The sequence below is a fragment of the Limnohabitans sp. 2KL-27 genome, from assembly GCF_001269345.1.
Taxonomy (GTDB): domain Bacteria; phylum Pseudomonadota; class Gammaproteobacteria; order Burkholderiales; family Burkholderiaceae_C; genus Limnohabitans_A.
On record NZ_CXOP01000002.1, the window covers coordinates 725,128 to 743,551 of the forward strand.

An 18,424-nucleotide genomic window follows, 5' to 3' on the forward strand; every position below is an offset into this window, starting at 1 on the left:
GGGCCGGCCCCTTCACGGGGCCTTGGCCAGCCTGAACTCTTCGGGCGTTTGTCCTGTCCACCCCTTGAACGCCCGCATGAAACTCTTCTCGTTCTGAAAGCCCACTTCGGCTGCGACCTGTTTGATGGGGCGCTGTGTGCGCAGCAGCAAATCGGCGGCCATGTCACGGCGTACCGCGTCTTTGAGTTGCTGAAGACTCGCGCCTTCTTCCTTGAGTTGCCGGTGCAAGGTCCGGGCAGACAAATTCAGCCAGGCCGCCAGGTCGTCGGCGTTGCGGCAGTGCTCGGGCTGTTCGGCCAGGGTCTGGCGCACCTTTTCCACCAGCAAGCGGTCGCGCCGGTAGGGCCGCACCGTGAGCAGCAAGGCGCGTTGCAGCATGCGCTGCAGGGCCGCTTCGTCGCGGCGCAACGGCAGGCTCAGGTAGCCCGCGTCGAACTGCAGGCTGTGCGTGGGCGCGTTGAATTGGGTGGGCCCGTCAAACAGCACCCGGTAACTGTCGGCGTGGGGCGGCGGTGCAAAGTGCAAGGTGGTTTGCACCAAAGGGATGCGCGAATCGGTCAGCCAGCACGCCACGCCCAGCGCATTGCGCAGCACCGAGACCACCGCAAATTCTTGCAAAGCACCCAGCTCGCGTTGCTCGGTCAATTGCAGGCTGGCCATGCCCTGCGTCTGGTTGACTTGCAGGTGGATGTCGTCGGTCAGCAAGCCGTGGTGACGGCACCAACGGGCCAGGGCCACGCCTAAGGTCGGCGCCGTCAATGAGGCGCGCACCAGCATGCCGTAGCTGCCCCAAGGCAAGCGCCGGCTGAACCAACCGAGGGCTTCATCGTCGAGTGCGCGCATGGCGCTGGCCGACAGCCACTCCATTTGCAAGGCGGTGATGCGCGCACCGGTCTGGTTCAGCAGTTCTGGCGCGATTTGTGCCTCGGACAGCGCAGGCAAAGGGTCCAACCCGCGCTGGGTGTACGCCGAAACAATGGCTTTCGCATAAGCCATGGGGGTTTCTCTGCGACCAGGGGTTGCGGGGCTGTCGTGGGGGCTGGCGGTGCGGATCATGGTTTTGCAAATTGTGGCACGATTTGCAACCCATTTGACAGCCCAAATCGGCTTTCCAAGATTAAGCTGGCGGGCATTGCACGATCGATGCGCTGCGGGCTGGTTCCGGTGGCGCCCTCCCTAGGAAGCACCATGACCGTTTTGCACTCCCAACTGAACCCGCGTTCCGCCGATTTCCAGTCCAACGCCGCCGCGATGCGTGGCTTGGTCGAAGATTTGCGCGCCCACCTGGAGCGCGTGGCTTTGGGTGGTGGCGAGGCCCCCCGCGCCAAGCACACCGCCCGGGGCAAGCTGCTGCCGCGTGACCGCGTGCAGATGCTGCTCGACCCCGGCACGCCTTTCCTCGAATTGGCACCGCTGGCGGCGCTCAACATGTACAACAACGATGCGCCCAGCTCAGGTGTGATCGTGGGCATCGGCCGCGTGAGTGGCGTGGAATGCATGATCGTGTGCAACGACGCCACGGTGAAGGGCGGCACCTATTACCCGATGACCGTGAAAAAGCACTTGCGGGCGCAAGAAATCGCGCAGCAAAACCGCTTGCCCTGCATTTATCTGGTCGACTCTGGCGGGGCCAACTTGCCCAACCAGGACGAAGTCTTTCCGGACCGCGACCACTTTGGCCGCATCTTCTTCAACCAGGCCAATATGAGCGCGCAGGGCATCGCACAAATTGCGGTGGTCATGGGCTCTTGCACGGCAGGCGGCGCATACGTGCCCGCCATGAGCGACGAGACCATCATTGTCAAAAACCAGGGCACCATCTTTTTGGGCGGCCCGCCCTTGGTCAAAGCCGCCACGGGCGAGGTGGTGAGCGCCGAAGACTTAGGGGGAGGCGATGTGCACACGCGCCTGTCGGGCGTGGCCGATCACTTGGCGCAAAACGATGTGCATGCGCTGGCGCTGGCGCGCCAGGCCGTGAAAAACCTGAATGCCCAAAAGGCCCCGAACATCGCCACCCACGCGCCCGTGCCGCCGAAGTTCGACGCACAGGAGCTGTATGGTGTGATCCCCACGGACACGCGCAAGCCGTTTGATGTGCGCGAGATCATCGCCCGCATCGTCGACGGTTCGGAGTTCGACGAATTCAAATCGCGCTTTGGCACCACCTTGATTTGCGGCTTTGCCCGCATCGAAGGCATGCCCGTGGGCATCATTGCCAACAACGGCATTTTGTTCAGCGAGTCGGCCTTGAAGGGCGCGCACTTCATCGAGTTGTGCTGCCAGCGCAAGACGCCGCTGGTGTTTTTGCAGAACATCACCGGCTTCATGGTCGGACGCAAATACGAAAACGAAGGCATCGCCCGCAACGGCGCCAAGATGGTCACGGCCGTGGCCACCGCCGCTGTGCCCAAGTTCACCATCATCATTGGCGGCAGCTTTGGCGCGGGCAACTACGGCATGTGCGGCCGCGCCTACAGCCCGCGCTTTTTGTGGATGTGGCCCAACGCCCGCATCTCGGTCATGGGTGGCGAGCAAGCGGCCAGCGTGTTGGCCACCGTCAAGCGTGACGGCATTGAAGGCAAGGGCGGCCAGTGGAGCATGGAAGAAGAAGAGGCCTTCAAGGCCCCGATCAAGCAGCAGTACGAGGACCAGGGCCACCCCTACTACGCCACTGCCCGTCTCTGGGACGACGGCATCATCGACCCGGCCGACACCCGGCGCGTGCTGGCGCTGGGCCTGAGCGCCTCGCTGAACGCCCCGATTCCCGAGACGAAATTTGGACTTTTCCGCATGTGATGTGTATGATTTTGAAAATTCATACACATTAAGAGGCTGAGAACATGCGAACCAACATTGAAATCGACGACGACTTGATGGCTGCCGCCATGGCGGCGGGTGGTTTCAAGACCAAAAAGGAAGCGGTTGAAGAGGGCTTACGCCTGGTGCGTCGTCGTCAGGTCTACAACGGTTTGTTGGCCTTGCGCGGCAAGTTGCAATGGGACGACTCAGACGCCGCTTGGGCGCAAGCCCGCACGCCAGAGGCATCCGCCATGGCCGTGCAAGAGCCACAGGGCGCGTACAACGTGAAGCCCAAGCCCGCAGCCACGACCGGGCGGTCGGCAAAAGCCAAAAAACCAGCCGCTGCAGCACGGAGCAAGGCCCCATGATCTTGGTGGACTCCAGTGTCTGGATCGACTTCTTCCGTGAAGGGCGGAGCACCCCAAGCCAGACCTTGGCCCGTTGCCTGGGTGATTCCAGTGTGGAGGTCGGCATGGCCGATCTGGTGTTGTTCGAGGTCATGCGTGGTTTTCGCGAAGGGGCCTTGATGCGCGAAGCCCAAATTCTCATGAGCGCATTGCCGCAGGTGGACATCGGCGGCACAGCCCCTGTGTTGAAGGCAGCAGAGCGTTACAGGCAATTGCGCAGCCGAGGCCGCACCGTGCGCAGCCCCATCGACGTGCTGCTGGCCAGCTACTGCATGACGCACGGCCATGCGCTGCTGCACCGCGACGCCGACTTTGAATCGCTCAAAACTTTGGGAGGGCTGGACACATGGCCACACTGAACACTCTGAAACCTTTGTCCACTTGGCATACCCACTTCAGCGGTCAAGCGCGCTACCACGTTTGGGCCACACACCGCCTGCTGGAAGCGGTCTCGGGCGTCTCCGATTCAGACTATCGGCGCGACGCAGGCCTGTTCTTCAAAAGCATCCACGGCACGCTGAACCACATGCTGGTGGCCGAGCACCTGCTGTGGTTTGCCCGTTTTGCCAAAGGCGCATCGCCGGTGCTGGCGCTGAACAGTGAAATTGAACCTGATCGAGAACGCTTGGCGCAGGCGCTCAAGGGTGGATCGGCCAACTGGACGCCCCTGATCGCCAGCTGGAGCGCCGAGCGCTTTGACGGGCATCTGGACTACCGGACCAGCCAAGGCGACGCTCTGTCTTTGCCCTTTGCGCCCACTTTGTCGCATGTGTTCAACCACGCCACCCACCACCGTGGCCAGATCACGGCGGCACTGACCGCCATGGGTCAGCCTTGCCCGGAGCTGGACATGGTTTATTTCCTTTTGGCAGAGCAGGTCTCCAAAGAATGAGCACAGCCCTGAACATTTCCACCCAAGGTGGCGTGCACACGATCACGCTGTCGCGCCCCGATGTGCGCAACGCCTTCAACGACGAAGTCATTGCCGAGCTGAAAAACGCATTTTTGGCGGTCGCCCAAGACGCTGCCGTGCGCTGCGTGGTGCTGGCCGCCGAGGGGCCCGCCTTTTGCGCAGGCGCAGACCTGAACTGGATGCGCCGCATGGCCGACTACACCCGCGCTGAAAACCTGGCCGATGCCGGCGAGTTGGCTGCCATGCTGCGTGCCATTTACGCATGCCCCCAGCCGACCATTGCCCGCGTGCAAGGCGATGTGTATGCCGGCGGCATGGGCCTGGTGGCGGCGTGCGATATGGCGGTGAGCGTGGACAGCGCCAACTACTGCTTGAGTGAGGTGAAACTGGGCCTGATACCCGCCACCATCAGCCCCTATGTGATCCGCGCCATGGGTGCGCGTGCGGCGCACCGCTACTTTTTGACGGCCGAGCGCTTTGGCGCCGCCGAGGCCCACCGCATCGGCCTGGTGCACGAGGTGGTGCCGGCCGAGGCGCTGGACGCCCAAGTGGCCGAGCTGACGCAGGCGCTGGTGAATGCCAGCCCGCATGCCGTGCGCGCTTGCAAAAAGCTGGTGCAGGACGTGGCCGAGCGCGAGATCAACGACGCGCTGGTGGCGCAAACGGTGGCGGGCATCGCCGACATCCGCGCCAGCGCAGAGGGCAAGGAAGGTGTGCAGTCCTTCTTGCAAAAACGCAAACCCCATTGGATGGCTTGAGGAAGCAAACATGTTCAAAAAAATACTGATTGCCAACCGTGGCGAAATCGCTTGCCGCGTTGCGGCCACTGCCCGCCGTTTGGGCATCCAGACCGTGGCCGTTTATTCAGACGCCGACGCCGGTGCCAAGCATGTGCAGGCTTGCGACCAAGCGGTGCATGTCGGCGGCTCCGCGCCCCGGGACAGTTACCTGCAGTGGCAACGCATTCTGGAAGCCGCCAAGGCCACAGGCGCCGAGGCCGTGCACCCTGGCTACGGGTTTTTGAGCGAGAACGAAGACTTTGCCAAGGCCTGCGCCGCGGCCGGTTTGGTGTTCATCGGTCCGCCTGCGTCGGCCATTTTGGCCATGGGCCTGAAAGCCGAATCCAAGCGTTTGATGGAATCGGCCGGTGTGCCGCTGGTGCCCGGCTACCACGGGGCTGACCAAGACCCGGCTTTGTTGCAACGCGAAGCCGACCGCATCGGTTACCCCGCCCTGATCAAAGCCAGCGCCGGCGGTGGCGGCAAGGGTATGCGGGTGGTGGAAAAGTCCGAAGACTTTGCCGCCGCACTGGCTTCTTGCCAGCGCGAAGCCATCAACAGTTTTGGCAGCGATGCGGTGCTGATTGAAAAATATGTGCAGCGCCCGCGTCACATCGAGATCCAGGTGTTTGGCGACACGCAGGGCAACTGTGTGTATCTGTTTGAGCGCGACTGCTCGGTGCAGCGCCGCCACCAAAAGGTGCTCGAAGAGGCCCCGGCCCCCGGCATGACCGAAGCACTGCGTGCGCAAATGGGCGCCGCAGCCGTGGCGGCGGCCAAGGCGGTGAACTATGTGGGCGCGGGCACGGTGGAATTCATCGTCGAGCAGACCGCCTACGACCAGCCCGACACCATGAAGTTTTTCTTCATGGAAATGAACACCCGCTTGCAGGTGGAGCACCCCGTGACCGAAGCCATCACGGGCCTGGATTTGGTGGAATGGCAGCTGCGTGTGGCCAGTGGCGAGCCACTGCCTTTGCGCCAAGACGAGTTGCGCATTCAGGGCCACGCCATCGAGGCGCGCATTTGTGCCGAGAACCCTGACAACAACTTTTTGCCCGCCACCGGCACCTTGCAGGTGTACCGCAAGCCCCAAGCCACCAGCTTCGACAGAGGCACGGTGCGCATCGACGACGGCGTGCGCGAGGGTGACACCATCAGCCCCTATTACGACTCGATGGTCGCCAAGCTCATCGTGTATGGCGACACCCGCGAGCAGGCGCTGGCTCGGCTGGACACCGCCTTGGCACAAACCCACATCGTGGGTTTGAACACCAATGTGCAGTTTTTGCGCCATGTGGTGCGCAGCGAGGCCTTTGCCACCGCCAAGCTCGACACGGCGCTGATCCAGCGCGAAGCCGCTGTGCTGTTCCAGCAAGAGGCGGTGGGCTTGCCTGCGGCGGTGGCCGCGGTCGTGGCCCACACCCTGCATGCCGAAAAAGCCCTGCAGGGCGCAGACCCCTTCAGCCGCCGCGATGGTTGGCAGTCGCACGGCGTGGCGCAGCGCCGCTTCGAGTTCATTTGGCAAGAACAACCCCGCTCGGCCCGTCTGAATTATTTGCACGACGGCGCTTTGAGCCTGTCGCTGGAGGGCGACGACGCCATCTCTGGCGTGTTGACATATGCCGCCCATGGCGAAGGCCTGTGGGTGCAATGGGGCAATGCCCCCCGCTGCTTTACCCAGCTCGACTGGCAAGGCGAAACCGCGCACATCTTCACGCCCCAGGGTGCGACCCGCATCACTGTGCTCGATCCGCTGGCCCACGCCGGCGAAGCCGCGCAAGAAGGCGGGCGCCTGACGGCTCCCATGCCGGGCAAGGTGGTGTCCTTTGCGGTCAAGGCGGGCGACAAGGTCAAAGCCGGTCAGCCCCTGGCCGTGATGGAAGCCATGAAGATGGAGCACACCATCAGCGCCCCCAAAGACGGGGTGGTGGCCGAGCTGCTGTATGCCCCGGGTGACCAGGTCGCCGACGGGGCCGAGCTGCTCAAGCTGGCGGTGTGAAGCGTTTGCGGCTGTGGCTGCGCTGGCTATTGACCGGGGCTCGGACAGTTTTGGGCGGCTGCCCCTGCAGCCGAATACCGGCTCAGCCTGGGCGCGCATTCGCAACCAGGGGCTCGCTCCCACAAATGAAAACCGACGGGCATGGACAGGAAGACCTTGCCCTTGGTGACAGCCCGGTCAGGCGCTTGCTGACAAAATAACCCCATGAAGCTCACTGTTTGTTTCTCAGGCCTCTCGCCTGACCCTTGGGTGCAGGGCCTGCAACAAGCCCTTGCTCAGGCCAGCGTGTCTGCCTGGTCCCCTGGCGCGGCCCCAGCCGATCACGCCATCGTCTGGGCGCCGCCCCAGCAATTCATCGATGAGCAGCCGGGTCTGCAAACCCTGTTCAATATCGGCGCAGGTGTGGATGCTTTGCTCCAGCTGAAACTGCCGTCCAGCTTGAAAGTCGTGCGCCTGGACGACGCGGGCATGTCGGTGCAAATGGCCGAATACGTGTGCCACGCGGTGATCCGGCATTTTCGCGAGTTCGATGGCTACGACGCCGACACCGGCACGGGCAAATGGTCTTACCGCAAGCCACGCAGCCGCGCCGACTTTGCGGTCGGCGTCATGGGCTTGGGGGTGTTGGGCGAGCGGGTGGCCAAGGCGTTGCAGGTGTTTGATTTTCCGGTCAACGGATTCAGCCGCAGCCCCAAAAACCTGCCCGGTATCCGCTGCTTCAGCGGGGCCCAGAGCCTGCCCGAATTTCTGCAGGCCACGCGCGTGCTGGTCAACCTGATGCCGCTCACCCCCGAGACCGAAAACATCCTGAACCATGCCAATTTGTCGCTGCTCCAACAAGGCGGCTACGTCATCAACGTGGCCCGTGGCAAGCACTTGGTCGAAGAAGACCTGATCACCCTGATCGACAGCGGCCACCTGTCAGGGGCCATGCTGGACGTGTTCCGCACCGAGCCCTTGCCTGCCGATCACCCCTTTTGGCATCACCCGAAAATCACGGTCACGCCGCACACCTCGGCCCGCACCCTGCGCGAGGAAAGCATCGCGCAGATCGTGGGCAAAATCCAAGCTTTGCAGCGCGGCCAAGCGATCAATGGCGTGGTGGATTCGCAGCGCGGCTACTGAACAGAAAGAAAACCCTCATGTCACTCCCTTCCAGAGTTCAAATCATCGACGTCGGCCCCCGCGACGGCTTGCAAAACGAAAAGCAGCCCGTGCCCGCAGCGGTCAAGATCGAGTTGGTGCACCGCCTGCAGGCTGCTGGCTTGACCGAAATCGAGGTCACCAGCTTTGTCAGCCCCAAGTGGGTGCCACAAATGGCCGACAACGCCGAAGTGATGGCAGGCATTCAGCGCAAGCCGGGCGTGCTTTATTCGGTGCTCACGCCCAATATGGTGGGTTACCAGGCATCCATCGCGTCGCGCCCCGACGAAATCGTGGTGTTCGCGGCCGCCAGCCAAGCCTTCAGCCAGAAAAACATCAATTGCTCTATCGAAGAAAGCATCGAGCGTTTTGCGCCCGTGGTGCAGGCGGCACTGGCCGCAGGCATTGCCGTGCGCGGTGCCATGAGCTGCGCCGTGGGTTGCCCCTATGAGGGGGACGTATCCCCCAAGAGCGTGACCCATCTGGCCGGTTTGATGAAGCAAATTGGCGTGCAGCGCGTGGACATGGCCGACACCATTGGCACAGGCACACCGCTCAAGGTGCAGCGCGCCCTCGAGGCCACCCTTCTACATTTCGACATCGACCACATCTGTGGCCACTTCCACGACACCTATGGCCAGGCTTTGGCCAATACCTTGGCCGCCTTGCAAATGGGCGTGTGGAATTTCCAGTCGTCGGTGGCGGGCTTGGGTGGCTGTCCCTACGCCAAAGGCGCGACGGGCAATGTGGCGACCGAAGACGTGGTCTACATGCTGCACGGCATGGGCATCACCACCGGCATTGACCTCGACAAACTGGTCGATGCCGGCGCATTCATCAGCGACTTCCTGGGCCGCAAGCCCAACTCCAATGTGGCCAAGGCCATCCTCAACAAACGGGCAGGCTGAGTGATGTGTGGCGCCGAACTTCATGCGCTGCCTGAAGGCGTGCAACGTGTGGCCAGGGCTTTGCAAGCGGCCCACCACCCCCACACGCCGCTCATGCTCGACGGTGCAGCCCGCACCGCACAAGAGGCCGCTGACGGCCTGGGTGTGCAGCTCGGGCAGATTGCCAAGAGCGTGATCTTCAAGCGCAAAGACGACGGCGTGGCCGTGCTGGTGGTCACATCGGGCGACCGACGCGTGGACGAAAAGAAAGTCTCAGCCCTGGTGGGCAAGGTCGGGCGGGCCGACGCCGATTTTGTGAAGGCGCAGACGGGCTTCGCCATTGGCGGGGTCTCGCCTGTGGCGCACCTGAACCCGCCGGTCACCTTGCTGGACCAGGATCTGTGGCGGTTTGAGGTGGTCTGGGCCGCTGCCGGACACCCGCATGGTGTATTTCAGTTGCAGCCCGAAGACCTCAAGCGCCTGACGGGTGCGCCTGTGGTGGATGTTGCTCAAGCCATGTCAGAGGCCTGAGCATGAGCGAACATTATTGGAAAAAGCTCAGTGAACGCGCCGCCCTGGTTTTGGCCCAGCCGGTGCCGCCTGCGCCCCACTCGGTGCCATCGCCTTGCGTGTCTTTGTGCCTCATGCACCCCAGTGGGGCTTGGTGCGAGGGTTGCTTGCGCACCCTGCCCGAAGTCGGGGGGTGGAGCCGTGCCACGGATGAAGAAAAACTTGCCGTGTGGGCGGAAATTCCGCAGCGCCTGCTCAAGCGGCAGGCTCAGGAGCGCTGACCCCTCTTTGTCTCGACAGTGCCCCAGACCATGAAAACTGTTCATTTCTACCTCGACTTCATCTCGCCCTATGCCTGGCTGGCTTTCGATGCCTTGCCCCGGGCTCTGCAGGGCATCAACCACCGCGTGGTGCACAAGCCGGTGTTGTTTGCCGCGATGCTCAAGCACCATGGGCAGCTGGGTCCGGCGGAAATTCCCACCAAGCGCGACTGGACGTATCGGCAGGTGCTGTGGCTGGCGCGCCAGCAGGGCACGCCTTTGCAGTTGCCGGTCATGCACCCCTTCAACCCGCTGGGCTTGTTGCGACTGGCCACGGCATGCGACGCCGATGGCACGCCCAGCCGTTATGTGTGTGACAAAATTTTCCGTCACGTCTGGTGTTCCGGGCAGGATGCGGCCGACCTCGAGCGCCTGGCGGCCCTCAGTGCTGAGCTGTCGCCCGTGCAAGACCCCGGCAGCGCCCAGGTCAAGCAGGCCTTGCAAGCGCACACCCAAGAAGCGATAGAACAAGGTGTGTTTGGCGTGCCCAGCTGGGTCGTCGATGGCCGCGTGTTCTGGGGGCAAGATGCACTGCCCATGCTGCGGGCCTACTTGATGGGCGATGCTTGGTTCAACGGCTCGGACTGGCATGCCCCGGCCCAGTGTGAGGTGGGTGTCAGGCGTTCATGAGCTGAGCCATCTCCTCCAAAGAAAAAACCCGACCGCATGACGCGATCGGGTTTTTTTGGAAGGAATCAGGTTGGCAAGACAGTGCTTGCCAACATGGCCCTTTTAGTGAGCAGCAGTGCCTTGTGAGGTGCTGCCGTCAAAGCTGGGGAAGCGCACGTTCTCGACCAATTCCTGAACTTCTTGGTCAGGCGCCTTGGTCAGCAGCGACACGATGATGATCACCGCAAAGCCCAGTGGCACACCGAAGATGCCGGCCGAGATGGGGGCGATGTCCCACCAAGTGTTGACCTTCAGGATTTCAGGCGTCAGCGAACCATTGTGGAACAAGCCGTACATCCAGGGATGGGTCTTGACCATGTAATAGAACGAGATGCCCAAACCGGCCATCATGCCCAACGAAGCCCCCCATTTGTTGGCACGCTTCCAGAAGATGCCGAGGGTCAACGCAGGGAAGAAGGCAGCGGCTGCAAACGAGAAGGCCGCAGACACGAGGAACAAAATGTCCGCCATGCGCAGCGATGCGACATAAGCCGCCGCCAAAGCCACGAACACCAAAATGACTTTGGAGAGCGCGACGCGACGGCTGGCCGAGGCGTTGGGGTCGATCACTTTGTAGTACACGTCGTGCGACAAGGCGTTGGCAATGGTGAGCAACAAGCCGTCGGCCGTGGACAAGGCCGCAGCCAAACCACCCGCTGCCACCAAACCAGAAATCACGAACGGCAAGCCGCCGATTTCAGGCGTGGCCAAGACCACGATGTCACCGCCCAAGCGGATCTCTGCCAACTGCAAGATGCCATCTTTGTTGATGTCCGCCACCGCCATCAGCGTGGGGTCCACCACGTTCCAGCGTGCAATCCATCCCGGCAATTGGTCCATGGGGGTGCCGACCAAGAGCGTGTAGATGTCGAACTTGACCAGCACCGCCAAGGCAGGCGCGGTGAAGTACAGCAAGGAGATAAAGAACAGCGACCAGGCCACCGACTCACGCGCTTCACGCACCGAAGGCACGGTGTAAAAGCGCATCAGGATGTGTGGCAAAGCAGCCGTACCGATCATCAAGCAAAACACCAAGGCGAGGAAGTTTTTCCGAGCAATATCCCGGGCCGCGTCATCTTTGCCGGGGAAAGGCTCAGCATGGCGCAGGGGCGGGGCTGCACGGGCAGCATTGCCGGTGCGGGCTGCGGTGTAAGCAGCCTTGGCAGCCGCTTCATCTTTAGGCAAGGCGGCAACAGCGGCTTCAGCTGCCTTGATGTCCGCTGCCGGTGCGTTGGCGGCCTTCAGCTCTTCCAGCTTTTTCGTGGCCGCTTCTTTGTCCGCGGCCATGGCGGCTGGCACATCCTTGAGCTTTTCAGCGGCTGCATCGGCACGTGCTTTGAAGATGCCACGAACTTCGAGTTCTTTGGGGTCTTTCAGCAGTTGCTCTTCTTTGGCCGTGACTCTTTCAAGCAGATAGCCGTAAGAAATCTGAGGCACAGGCATGTTGGTGTGTTTCACCGACAACCAAACCACAGGGATCATGTACGCCACGATCAAGATCAGGTATTGGGCCACCTGGGTCCAGGTCACCGCGCGCATACCGCCCAAGAACGAGCAGACCAAGATACCGGCCAAGCCCACATACACACCGACGTCAAAGGACAGACCGGTCAGGCGCGCTGTGATCAAGCCCACGCCGAAGATCTGGGCCACGACGTAGACGAAGGACACCAAGATGGCCGCAAACACGCCAATCAGGCGGGCCATGTTGCCGCCGTAGCGTGCGCCCAAGAAGTCGGGGATGGTGAACTGACCGAACTTACGCAGGTAAGGTGCCAGGAACAGCGCCACCAAACAGTATCCGCCTGTCCAGCCCAAAATGAAGGCCAAACCGCCGTAGCCTGTCAGGTAGAGCGTACCGGCCATACCGATGAAGGAAGCTGCCGACATCCAGTCGGAGCCCGTGGCCATGCCGTTGTAAATGGCGGGCACTCGGCGGCCAGCCACATAGTATTCGGCCGCGTCGTTGGTGCGACTCATCACACCGATGCCGCCGTACAAAAGCACCGTGGCCGCCAAGAAGGCGTAGCCAATGTACTCTTTGGGCATGCCCATTTGCTCAAGGATGGCGAGCAGGATCACGAAGGCCGCAAAGCCTCCGCCGTAGAACATGAAAACTTTGTTCAGAGATTTCTGAAACTGGCCTTGGGTTTGGCCTTCCCCGCCAAAAACGCTCATGATTCTTCTCCTTCTGCAACGCCATATTCCTTGTCCAGGTTGTTCATGTAGCGCGCGTAGTACCAAATGATCAAGCAATACACGATCAATGCGCCTTGGGCCGCGACCCAAAACGAGAACGGCCAGCCAAAAAAGCTGAACGTCAAATCACGCGCAAAGTACAAAAGTACGAACGTGACGAAGAACCACAAGGCCAGCAAAAGCCCCGTGATCCTTAAGTTTTTGCCCCAGTATTCCTGGTGCCTTGCAGTGAGCTGCATCGTCATCTCCTTCTTGTTAAAAAAATCAAACTACCGACTGTCACATTTGAATTTTTCAGCCAACACCTGAGGTGTGTTCACACGGGGCGGTCTAGGCTGAGCCCTGTTTCCCGTTCGAGTTGGGCGGCCACCTTGGGTTCGAAACCTTTCAAGTGGCGCATCACCTCGAGCGTTTTTTCAGGCTCACGCATCTCCATGTGAACTCGGGCCATTTGGTACCAGGCGTAGGGGCTCATGGATTGCAATTCGGTGTTGCGTTTGAAGGCGAGCAATGATTCTTCAAACCGTTGCTGGCGCACCAACACCAAACCCAGGCCGTACCAAGCGCGGTCCATTTTTTCGTCGATCTGAATGGCGGCCCTGAATGCTTGCTCGGCTTCTGAGCTTCGCCCCAATTCTTCGCACACGAAGCCCACGTTGAAGTGGGCATTGGCGTTGGCCGGGGTGAGCGCCAGCGCGCGTTCGAAAAATCCCAAAGCCTGAACCATATGGCGGTCGTTCAACTCCTTGAACCCCACGCTGTTCAGGGCCAAAACATCCTCTGGGTTGATCTGGAGAATTTCTTGAAAGACCGCATGGGCCTGGTTGCGCAAGCCCAAAACCAAAAGTGCCTTGGCCTGGAGTCGCAACCAAAAACACCGACCTCGGTTGGCGGTGTTCGAATTGGCGGAAGGCATGTGGGTTTTCACTGACATGCCGCGATGCCCAATTCGAGACACAGCTCAATTTTCAATTGCACCACCACGACCCAAGCAATCAAAAGCCAACTGCTGGTGGCCAGCGGGATGTGTTGGTCCAGGATCAGTTTGGGGCTGATTTTGCGGGTGAACCAAAGCGCAGGTTTGGAGGCCACATCCAGCAATTGCCAAAAAACATTGTTGTCACGCTTGGACCCCGCCAGCAATCCCAGCAAGAAACGCCCAATGATGAACATGAGCGAAAGCTCAATCAAACTTTTGGCGATGACAATGGCAAGCAGCATAGGACTTTGTTGATGAGGATCAAGACAATTTTTGAATTCTATGAATTGGCTGGATGTCTACCTAATCAGACTTAAACCCCTTTAAAAAATGAGTAAATAAAATTTTTGGGCGAGCATCCACCGGCTTCATTCGGAAGCGCGGTTGTTTCTGACGGCTGCCTTACATTTTTTGGCTTTTTTGCCAACATCCGCAGGGTCTCAAATCAAGGGAAAACACCGATAAAACCGAGACCCATTTTCAGCGGATAAACAAGCGATCAACGCCGCCCAATGGCTGAAATGACGCACGTAGAGCCGAAGCTGAAGCTCATGAAAAGTGAGCGTTGCAACAAGAGCGTGTTCAGATGGCGTTGCTTGTGAATCAACGCGATGACAGCAAGCTGCCTTAGGTGTTGCTGAAATCTTCACCAATCCATTGGGCCGCTTTCTCGGCAATCATGAGCGTCGGGCTGTTGGTGTTGCCGCTGGTGATGGTCGGCATCACGCCCGCATCCACCACGCGCAAGCCCGCGATGCCGCGGACCTGCAAGCGCCCATTGACCACCGCCATCGGGTCGTCGTCGCGCCCCATGCGGGTTGTGCCCACCGGGTGGAAGATGGTGCTGGCGATGTCGCCGGCCAGCTTGGCCAGTTCTTCGTCGGTTTGGTATTGCACACCGGGTTTGAACTCTTCGGGTGAAAAGGCGGCCATGGCAGGCTGGGCCATGATGCGTCGCGTTACGCGCAGACTGTCGGCAGCCACCTTGCGGTCTTCCGCGGTGGCCAGGTAGTTGGGGGCGATCGCCGGTGCGTCTTCAAAGCGTGGGCTGGTGATGTGGACGGTGCCCCGGCTGGTCGGGTTGAGGTTGCACACACTGGCCGTGATGGCCGGAAAGCTGTGCAGCGGCTCGCCAAACGCATCCAGACTCAGCGGCTGAACGTGGTATTCCAAGTTCGCGTGCGGCTGAGATGGATCGCTCTTGGTGAAAGCGCCCAACTGACTCGGTGCCATGCTCATCGGGCCGGTGCGCTTGAAGGCGTATTCAAGGCCGATCATGGCCTTGCCCCACAGGCTGTTGGCCAGGGTGTTCAGGGTCTTGGCGTTTTTGACCTTGTAGACAGAACGGATCTGCAAGTGGTCTTGCAGGTTGGCGCCCACGCCTGCCAAATCGTGTTGCAATTCGACGCCTTTGTCCCGCAGCAAGGCCGCAGGGCCAATGCCCGACAGTTGCAAAATTTGCGCCGAACCAATGCTGCCCGCACTCAAAATCACTTCGCCGGTGGCTTTGACTTCGACCATCTCCACGCCCGTCCACACTTGCGCCCCAGTGCAACGCTTTTCGCCATTGGTTTGGGTTTCGATGATCAGTTTAGAAACTTGCGCTTTGTTCCACAGCTCAAAGTTGGGCCGTGAATAGCAGGTGGGGCGCAAAAAAGCCTTGGCCGTGTTCCAGCGCCAACCGCTGCGTTGGTTCACATCAAAGTAAGCCACGCCTTCGTTGTTGCCTCGGTTGAAGTCGTCGGTGGCCGGAATGCCCGCTTGCTGGGCGGCTTGTGAAAACGCGTCCAGCACGTCCCAGCGCAGGCGCTGCTTTTCAATGCGCCATTCGCCACCCGTGTTGCGTCCACGCAAGGTGTGGAGGTAGCCGCCTTTGGGCAAATCGTTGGGGGCAAGCAGTTCAGACTTGGCTCCTTTGGCCCCGTGAAATTCGTTGGCCCCGTTGTAATGGTCTTCGTGCAGCTTGAAGTAGGGCAATGCTTGTTCCCAGCGCCATTCGTCGTTGCCGGTGATCTGCGCCCACTGGTCGTAGTCGCGTGATTGGCCGCGCATGTAAATCATGCCGTTGATGCTGGAGCAGCCACCCAAGACCTTGCCACGGGGATAACGCAGGCTGCGCCCGTTCAGGCCTTCAGTGGCTTCGGTTTGGTACAGCCAATCTGTTCGCGGGTTGCCAATGCAATACAAGTAGCCCACGGGGATGTGGATCCAGTGGTAATCGTCTTTTTTGCCGGCCTCGATCAACAGCACGCGCTTGCTGGCATCGGCACTCAAGCGGTTGGCGAGCAGGCATCCTGCGGTGCCGCCGCCCACGATGATGTAGTCAAAGGTGTTGTCGTTCATGGGTCTGTTCGTGTGGTCTGCGGATGTCAATGCGAATTTCGCTGTGCGCACGACTGTAATGGATGGAAAAAAGGAGGGAGGCGGGTGTGAACAACTGGTTGGGCTGAGTGATTTTGAGACGTTGACCTGAAATCATGAACAGATTGGACAAAGAAGTTGAATCTGGCGTGACCATGGGTACCGGGTAATTACCCTTGGTAAATGAGGTTTTCCTGCCATGTGAAATAAATACCAAGGGTTACCACTAGGTATGTAAGCCCATGTTGGTTGCCCGTCAGACAGGGGCAAGTGCAAGCCCTAAGAATCGCGCCAAGTTTCCCTGTCGGAGACTCTTTTTTGGAGACAGCTCTATGGCTACAACTGAACCCCGTCCGATGTCGGCGGAAGAGAAGAAGGTGATTTTTGCCTCTTCTCTGGGTACCGTTTTTGAATGGTATGACTTTTACCTGTACGGCTCGTTGGCCGCGATCATTGCCAAGCAGTTCTTCAGCGGCTTGGACGAAGGCTCTGCTTTCATCTTCGCTTTGCTGGCGTTTGCTGCTGGTTTCATCGTGCGTCCATTCGGCGCGATCTTTTTCGGCCGCTTGGGCGACATGATCGGCCGCAAGTACACCTTCCTGGTCACGATCTTGATCATGGGTGCATCGACCTTCATCGTGGGCATCTTGCCCAACTACGCCAGCATTGGCGTGGCCGCTCCCGTCATCCTGATCTGCTTGCGCTTGCTGCAAGGTTTGGCCTTGGGTGGCGAGTACGGTGGTGCTGCCACTTACGTGGCCGAGCACGCCCCTCACGGCAAGCGCGGCGCCTACACCGCCTGGATCCAGACCACAGCCACTTTGGGCTTGTTCTTGTCCTTGATGGTGATCTTGGGCACACGGACCATCATCGGTGAAGAAGCCTTCGCCGACTGGGGCTGGCGCGTTCCGTTCATCGTCTCGATCATCATGTTGATCATCTCGGTCTACATCCGTTTGAGCATGAACGAATCGCCTGCTTTCGTGAAAATGAAAGCCGAAGGCAAGACCTCCAAGGCGCCTCTGTCCGAGTCTTTCGGTCAGTGGAAAAACCTGAAGATCGTGATCTTGGCCCTGATCGGTTTGACTGCTGGTCAAGCTGTGGTTTGGTACTCTGGTCAGTTCTACGCTTTGTTCTTCTTGACACAAGCGTTGAAAGTGGACGGCGCCACCGCCAACATCATGGTCGCGATCTCCCTGATCATCGGCACCCCCTTCTTCATCGTGTTCGGCGCCTTGTCTGACAAGATTGGCCGCAAGCCGATCATCTTGGCTGGTTGCTTGTTGGCCGCTTTGACTTACTTCCCCGTGTTCAAGGCATTGACCAAGGCTGCTAACCCAGACTTGTACGCTGCCCAAGCCGCATCGCAAGTGGTGGTGATTGCTGATCCAGCCGAGTGCTCGTTCCAGTTCAACCCCACAGGCACCAAGAAGTTCACTTCTTCTTGCGACGTCGCCAAGCAACGTTTGGCTGGCGCATCGGTGAGCTACTCCAACGAAGTCGCACCTGCTGGCACCCCTGCCATCATCAAGGTGGGCGAGACCGTGGTGAACGTGAAGTACTCGGCTGAAGACGTCGCTGCTGCCAAGGCCAAGGCCGAGGAAAAGCTGGCGGCTCTGAACGCTGCAGACCCCAAAGATGCCAAGGCCATCGAAGCTGCCACCAAGTCTGTCAAAGACCTGAGCAACGAGAAGACCGCTGGTGCCACTTTGTTGGCTTCCAACCTGGGCGCTGCGCTGAAGGCTGCGAACTACCCAGTCAAAGCCGACATGGCCAAGTTCGACAAAGTCACCGTCATCATCATCCTCTCCTACTTGGTGCTGTTGGTGACCATGGTGTACGGCCCGATCGCCGCCATGCTGGTGGAGATGTTCCCCACCCGCATCCGTTACACATCGATGTCCTTGCCCTACCACATTGGTAACGGCTGGTTCGGTGGTTTGCTGCCCACAACCGCCTTCGCGATCGTGGCCCAGACCGGCAACATGTACAACGGCTTGTGGTACCCCATCATCATCGCCGGTGCAACCGTTGTGATCGGTGGCTTGTTCATCAAAGAAACCAAAGACGTCGACATCTACGCTGACGACTGATCTTTCTTGTAAGCAACCCGGGGTGACTCGGGTGCTAAATTCCGGGCCTTCCCTCTGTGGAGGGCCTTTTTTTTGATTGGAGATGAATCATGTGGAAAATTGTTGTGGGATTCGTGATCTTTGCTGCCTTGGCGCTGTATGTGATCAGCAAAGGCGGTGACAGCCTGGACATGAGCGGGGAAAAGCATGGCGCTGACGCTGTGCATGTGGAGCCTGCCAAGGCCGACGCCTCTGCAGCACCGGCCGCCGCACCGGCAGCTGACGCCAGCGCAGCCAAGTAAACCAGTGCCAACGCTCATCAGGGCCTGGCCCTGGTGATCCGTCCAAAGCCACGCCTGAGCGTGGCTTTTCTTTTGGGCGCCG

The 18,424-nt window shown here is 60.1% G+C and carries 19 protein-coding genes; 13 read left to right on the forward strand and 6 right to left on the reverse strand.

Translation table 11 applies throughout. The features are described 5' to 3' along the window. Nucleotides 1–12: 12 nt before the first annotated feature. Entirely contained in the window at nucleotides 13–1,056 is a 1,044-nt protein-coding gene (locus LHAB_RS06270; RefSeq protein WP_090044729.1) for an AraC family transcriptional regulator, read from the reverse strand. A 132-nt stretch (nucleotides 1,057–1,188) separates the two neighbouring features. Between LHAB_RS06270 and LHAB_RS06275 the strand changes: the two genes are divergently transcribed. From LHAB_RS06275 to LHAB_RS06325, 11 genes are all read left to right on the forward strand, one after another. Next, a complete protein-coding gene (locus LHAB_RS06275) occupies nucleotides 1,189–2,796 on the forward strand; it encodes a carboxyl transferase domain-containing protein (RefSeq protein WP_090044731.1) in 1,608 nt (535 codons plus the stop codon). Nucleotides 2,797–2,840: 44 nt separating this feature from the next. Then, complete coding sequence (locus tag LHAB_RS06280) at nucleotides 2,841–3,167, forward strand: type II toxin-antitoxin system VapB family antitoxin (RefSeq protein ID WP_090044733.1); 327 nt, start codon at nucleotides 2,841–2,843, stop codon at nucleotides 3,165–3,167. Continuing rightward, complete coding sequence (locus LHAB_RS06285) at nucleotides 3,164–3,565, forward strand: type II toxin-antitoxin system VapC family toxin (protein ID WP_090044736.1); 402 nt, start codon at nucleotides 3,164–3,166, stop codon at nucleotides 3,563–3,565. Before LHAB_RS06280 ends, LHAB_RS06285 begins: the two co-directional genes overlap by 4 nt. Further along, nucleotides 3,553–4,098: a DinB family protein gene (locus tag LHAB_RS06290; protein ID WP_090044738.1), complete on the forward strand. Its 546-nt coding sequence runs from the start codon at nucleotides 3,553–3,555 to the stop codon at nucleotides 4,096–4,098. The genes LHAB_RS06285 and LHAB_RS06290 overlap by 13 nt, the downstream gene beginning before the upstream one ends. Further along, nucleotides 4,095–4,877 (forward strand): enoyl-CoA hydratase/isomerase family protein, encoded by a 783-nt coding sequence (locus LHAB_RS06295; RefSeq protein ID WP_090044740.1) that lies wholly within the window; start codon nucleotides 4,095–4,097, stop codon nucleotides 4,875–4,877. Before LHAB_RS06290 ends, LHAB_RS06295 begins: the two co-directional genes overlap by 4 nt. A gap of 10 nt (nucleotides 4,878–4,887) precedes the next feature. Further along, nucleotides 4,888–6,900 carry an acetyl-CoA carboxylase biotin carboxylase subunit gene (locus LHAB_RS06300; protein WP_090044742.1) on the forward strand — a complete coding sequence of 671 codons (2,013 nt, stop codon included), beginning with the start codon at nucleotides 4,888–4,890 and terminating at the stop codon, nucleotides 6,898–6,900. A gap of 204 nt (nucleotides 6,901–7,104) precedes the next feature. Then, nucleotides 7,105–8,025: a 2-hydroxyacid dehydrogenase gene (locus tag LHAB_RS06305; protein WP_090044744.1), complete on the forward strand. Its 921-nt coding sequence runs from the start codon at nucleotides 7,105–7,107 to the stop codon at nucleotides 8,023–8,025. Nucleotides 8,026–8,042: 17 nt separating this feature from the next. Next, the gene (locus LHAB_RS06310) at nucleotides 8,043–8,951 is read left to right on the forward strand and encodes a hydroxymethylglutaryl-CoA lyase (protein WP_090044746.1); all 909 of its coding nucleotides are present in this window, start codon (nucleotides 8,043–8,045) and stop codon (nucleotides 8,949–8,951) included. A 3-nt stretch (nucleotides 8,952–8,954) separates the two neighbouring features. Continuing rightward, a complete protein-coding gene (locus LHAB_RS06315; protein WP_090044749.1) occupies nucleotides 8,955–9,461 on the forward strand; it encodes a YbaK/EbsC family protein in 507 nt (168 codons plus the stop codon). Between the two features lie 2 nt (nucleotides 9,462–9,463). Then, on the forward strand, nucleotides 9,464–9,721 hold the full coding sequence (locus tag LHAB_RS06320) for a DUF1289 domain-containing protein (RefSeq protein ID WP_090044751.1): 258 nt from the start codon (nucleotides 9,464–9,466) through the stop codon (nucleotides 9,719–9,721). Nucleotides 9,722–9,751: 30 nt separating this feature from the next. Beyond that, entirely contained in the window at nucleotides 9,752–10,390 is a 639-nt protein-coding gene (locus tag LHAB_RS06325; RefSeq protein WP_090044753.1) for a 2-hydroxychromene-2-carboxylate isomerase, read from the forward strand. Between the two features lie 102 nt (nucleotides 10,391–10,492). Here the strand turns inward: LHAB_RS06325 and LHAB_RS06330 are convergent, their stop codons facing one another. The 5 genes from LHAB_RS06330 to LHAB_RS06350 form a co-directional block, all read right to left on the reverse strand. Further along, the gene (locus LHAB_RS06330; protein WP_090044755.1) at nucleotides 10,493–12,607 is read right to left on the reverse strand and encodes a sodium:solute symporter family protein; all 2,115 of its coding nucleotides are present in this window, start codon (nucleotides 12,605–12,607) and stop codon (nucleotides 10,493–10,495) included. Further along, on the reverse strand, nucleotides 12,604–12,867 hold the full coding sequence (locus LHAB_RS06335) for a DUF4212 domain-containing protein (protein ID WP_090047732.1): 264 nt from the start codon (nucleotides 12,865–12,867) through the stop codon (nucleotides 12,604–12,606). The genes LHAB_RS06330 and LHAB_RS06335 overlap by 4 nt, the downstream gene beginning before the upstream one ends. Before the next feature lie 77 nt (nucleotides 12,868–12,944). After that, the gene (locus LHAB_RS06340) at nucleotides 12,945–13,544 is read right to left on the reverse strand and encodes a tetratricopeptide repeat protein (protein WP_228763366.1); all 600 of its coding nucleotides are present in this window, start codon (nucleotides 13,542–13,544) and stop codon (nucleotides 12,945–12,947) included. A gap of 8 nt (nucleotides 13,545–13,552) precedes the next feature. Further along, nucleotides 13,553–13,849 (reverse strand): hypothetical protein, encoded by a 297-nt coding sequence (locus tag LHAB_RS06345; protein ID WP_090044760.1) that lies wholly within the window; start codon nucleotides 13,847–13,849, stop codon nucleotides 13,553–13,555. Nucleotides 13,850–14,234: 385 nt separating this feature from the next. Further along, nucleotides 14,235–15,950 carry a GMC family oxidoreductase gene (locus LHAB_RS06350; RefSeq protein ID WP_090044762.1) on the reverse strand — a complete coding sequence of 572 codons (1,716 nt, stop codon included), beginning with the start codon at nucleotides 15,948–15,950 and terminating at the stop codon, nucleotides 14,235–14,237. 350 nt (nucleotides 15,951–16,300) lie between these two features. Between LHAB_RS06350 and LHAB_RS06355 the strand changes: the two genes are divergently transcribed. Further along, the gene (locus LHAB_RS06355; protein WP_090044765.1) at nucleotides 16,301–18,061 is read left to right on the forward strand and encodes an MFS transporter; all 1,761 of its coding nucleotides are present in this window, start codon (nucleotides 16,301–16,303) and stop codon (nucleotides 18,059–18,061) included. Nucleotides 18,062–18,150: 89 nt separating this feature from the next. Beyond that, the gene (locus LHAB_RS06360) at nucleotides 18,151–18,342 is read left to right on the forward strand and encodes a hypothetical protein (RefSeq protein ID WP_090044767.1); all 192 of its coding nucleotides are present in this window, start codon (nucleotides 18,151–18,153) and stop codon (nucleotides 18,340–18,342) included. The last annotated feature ends 82 nt before the right edge of the window (nucleotides 18,343–18,424 follow it).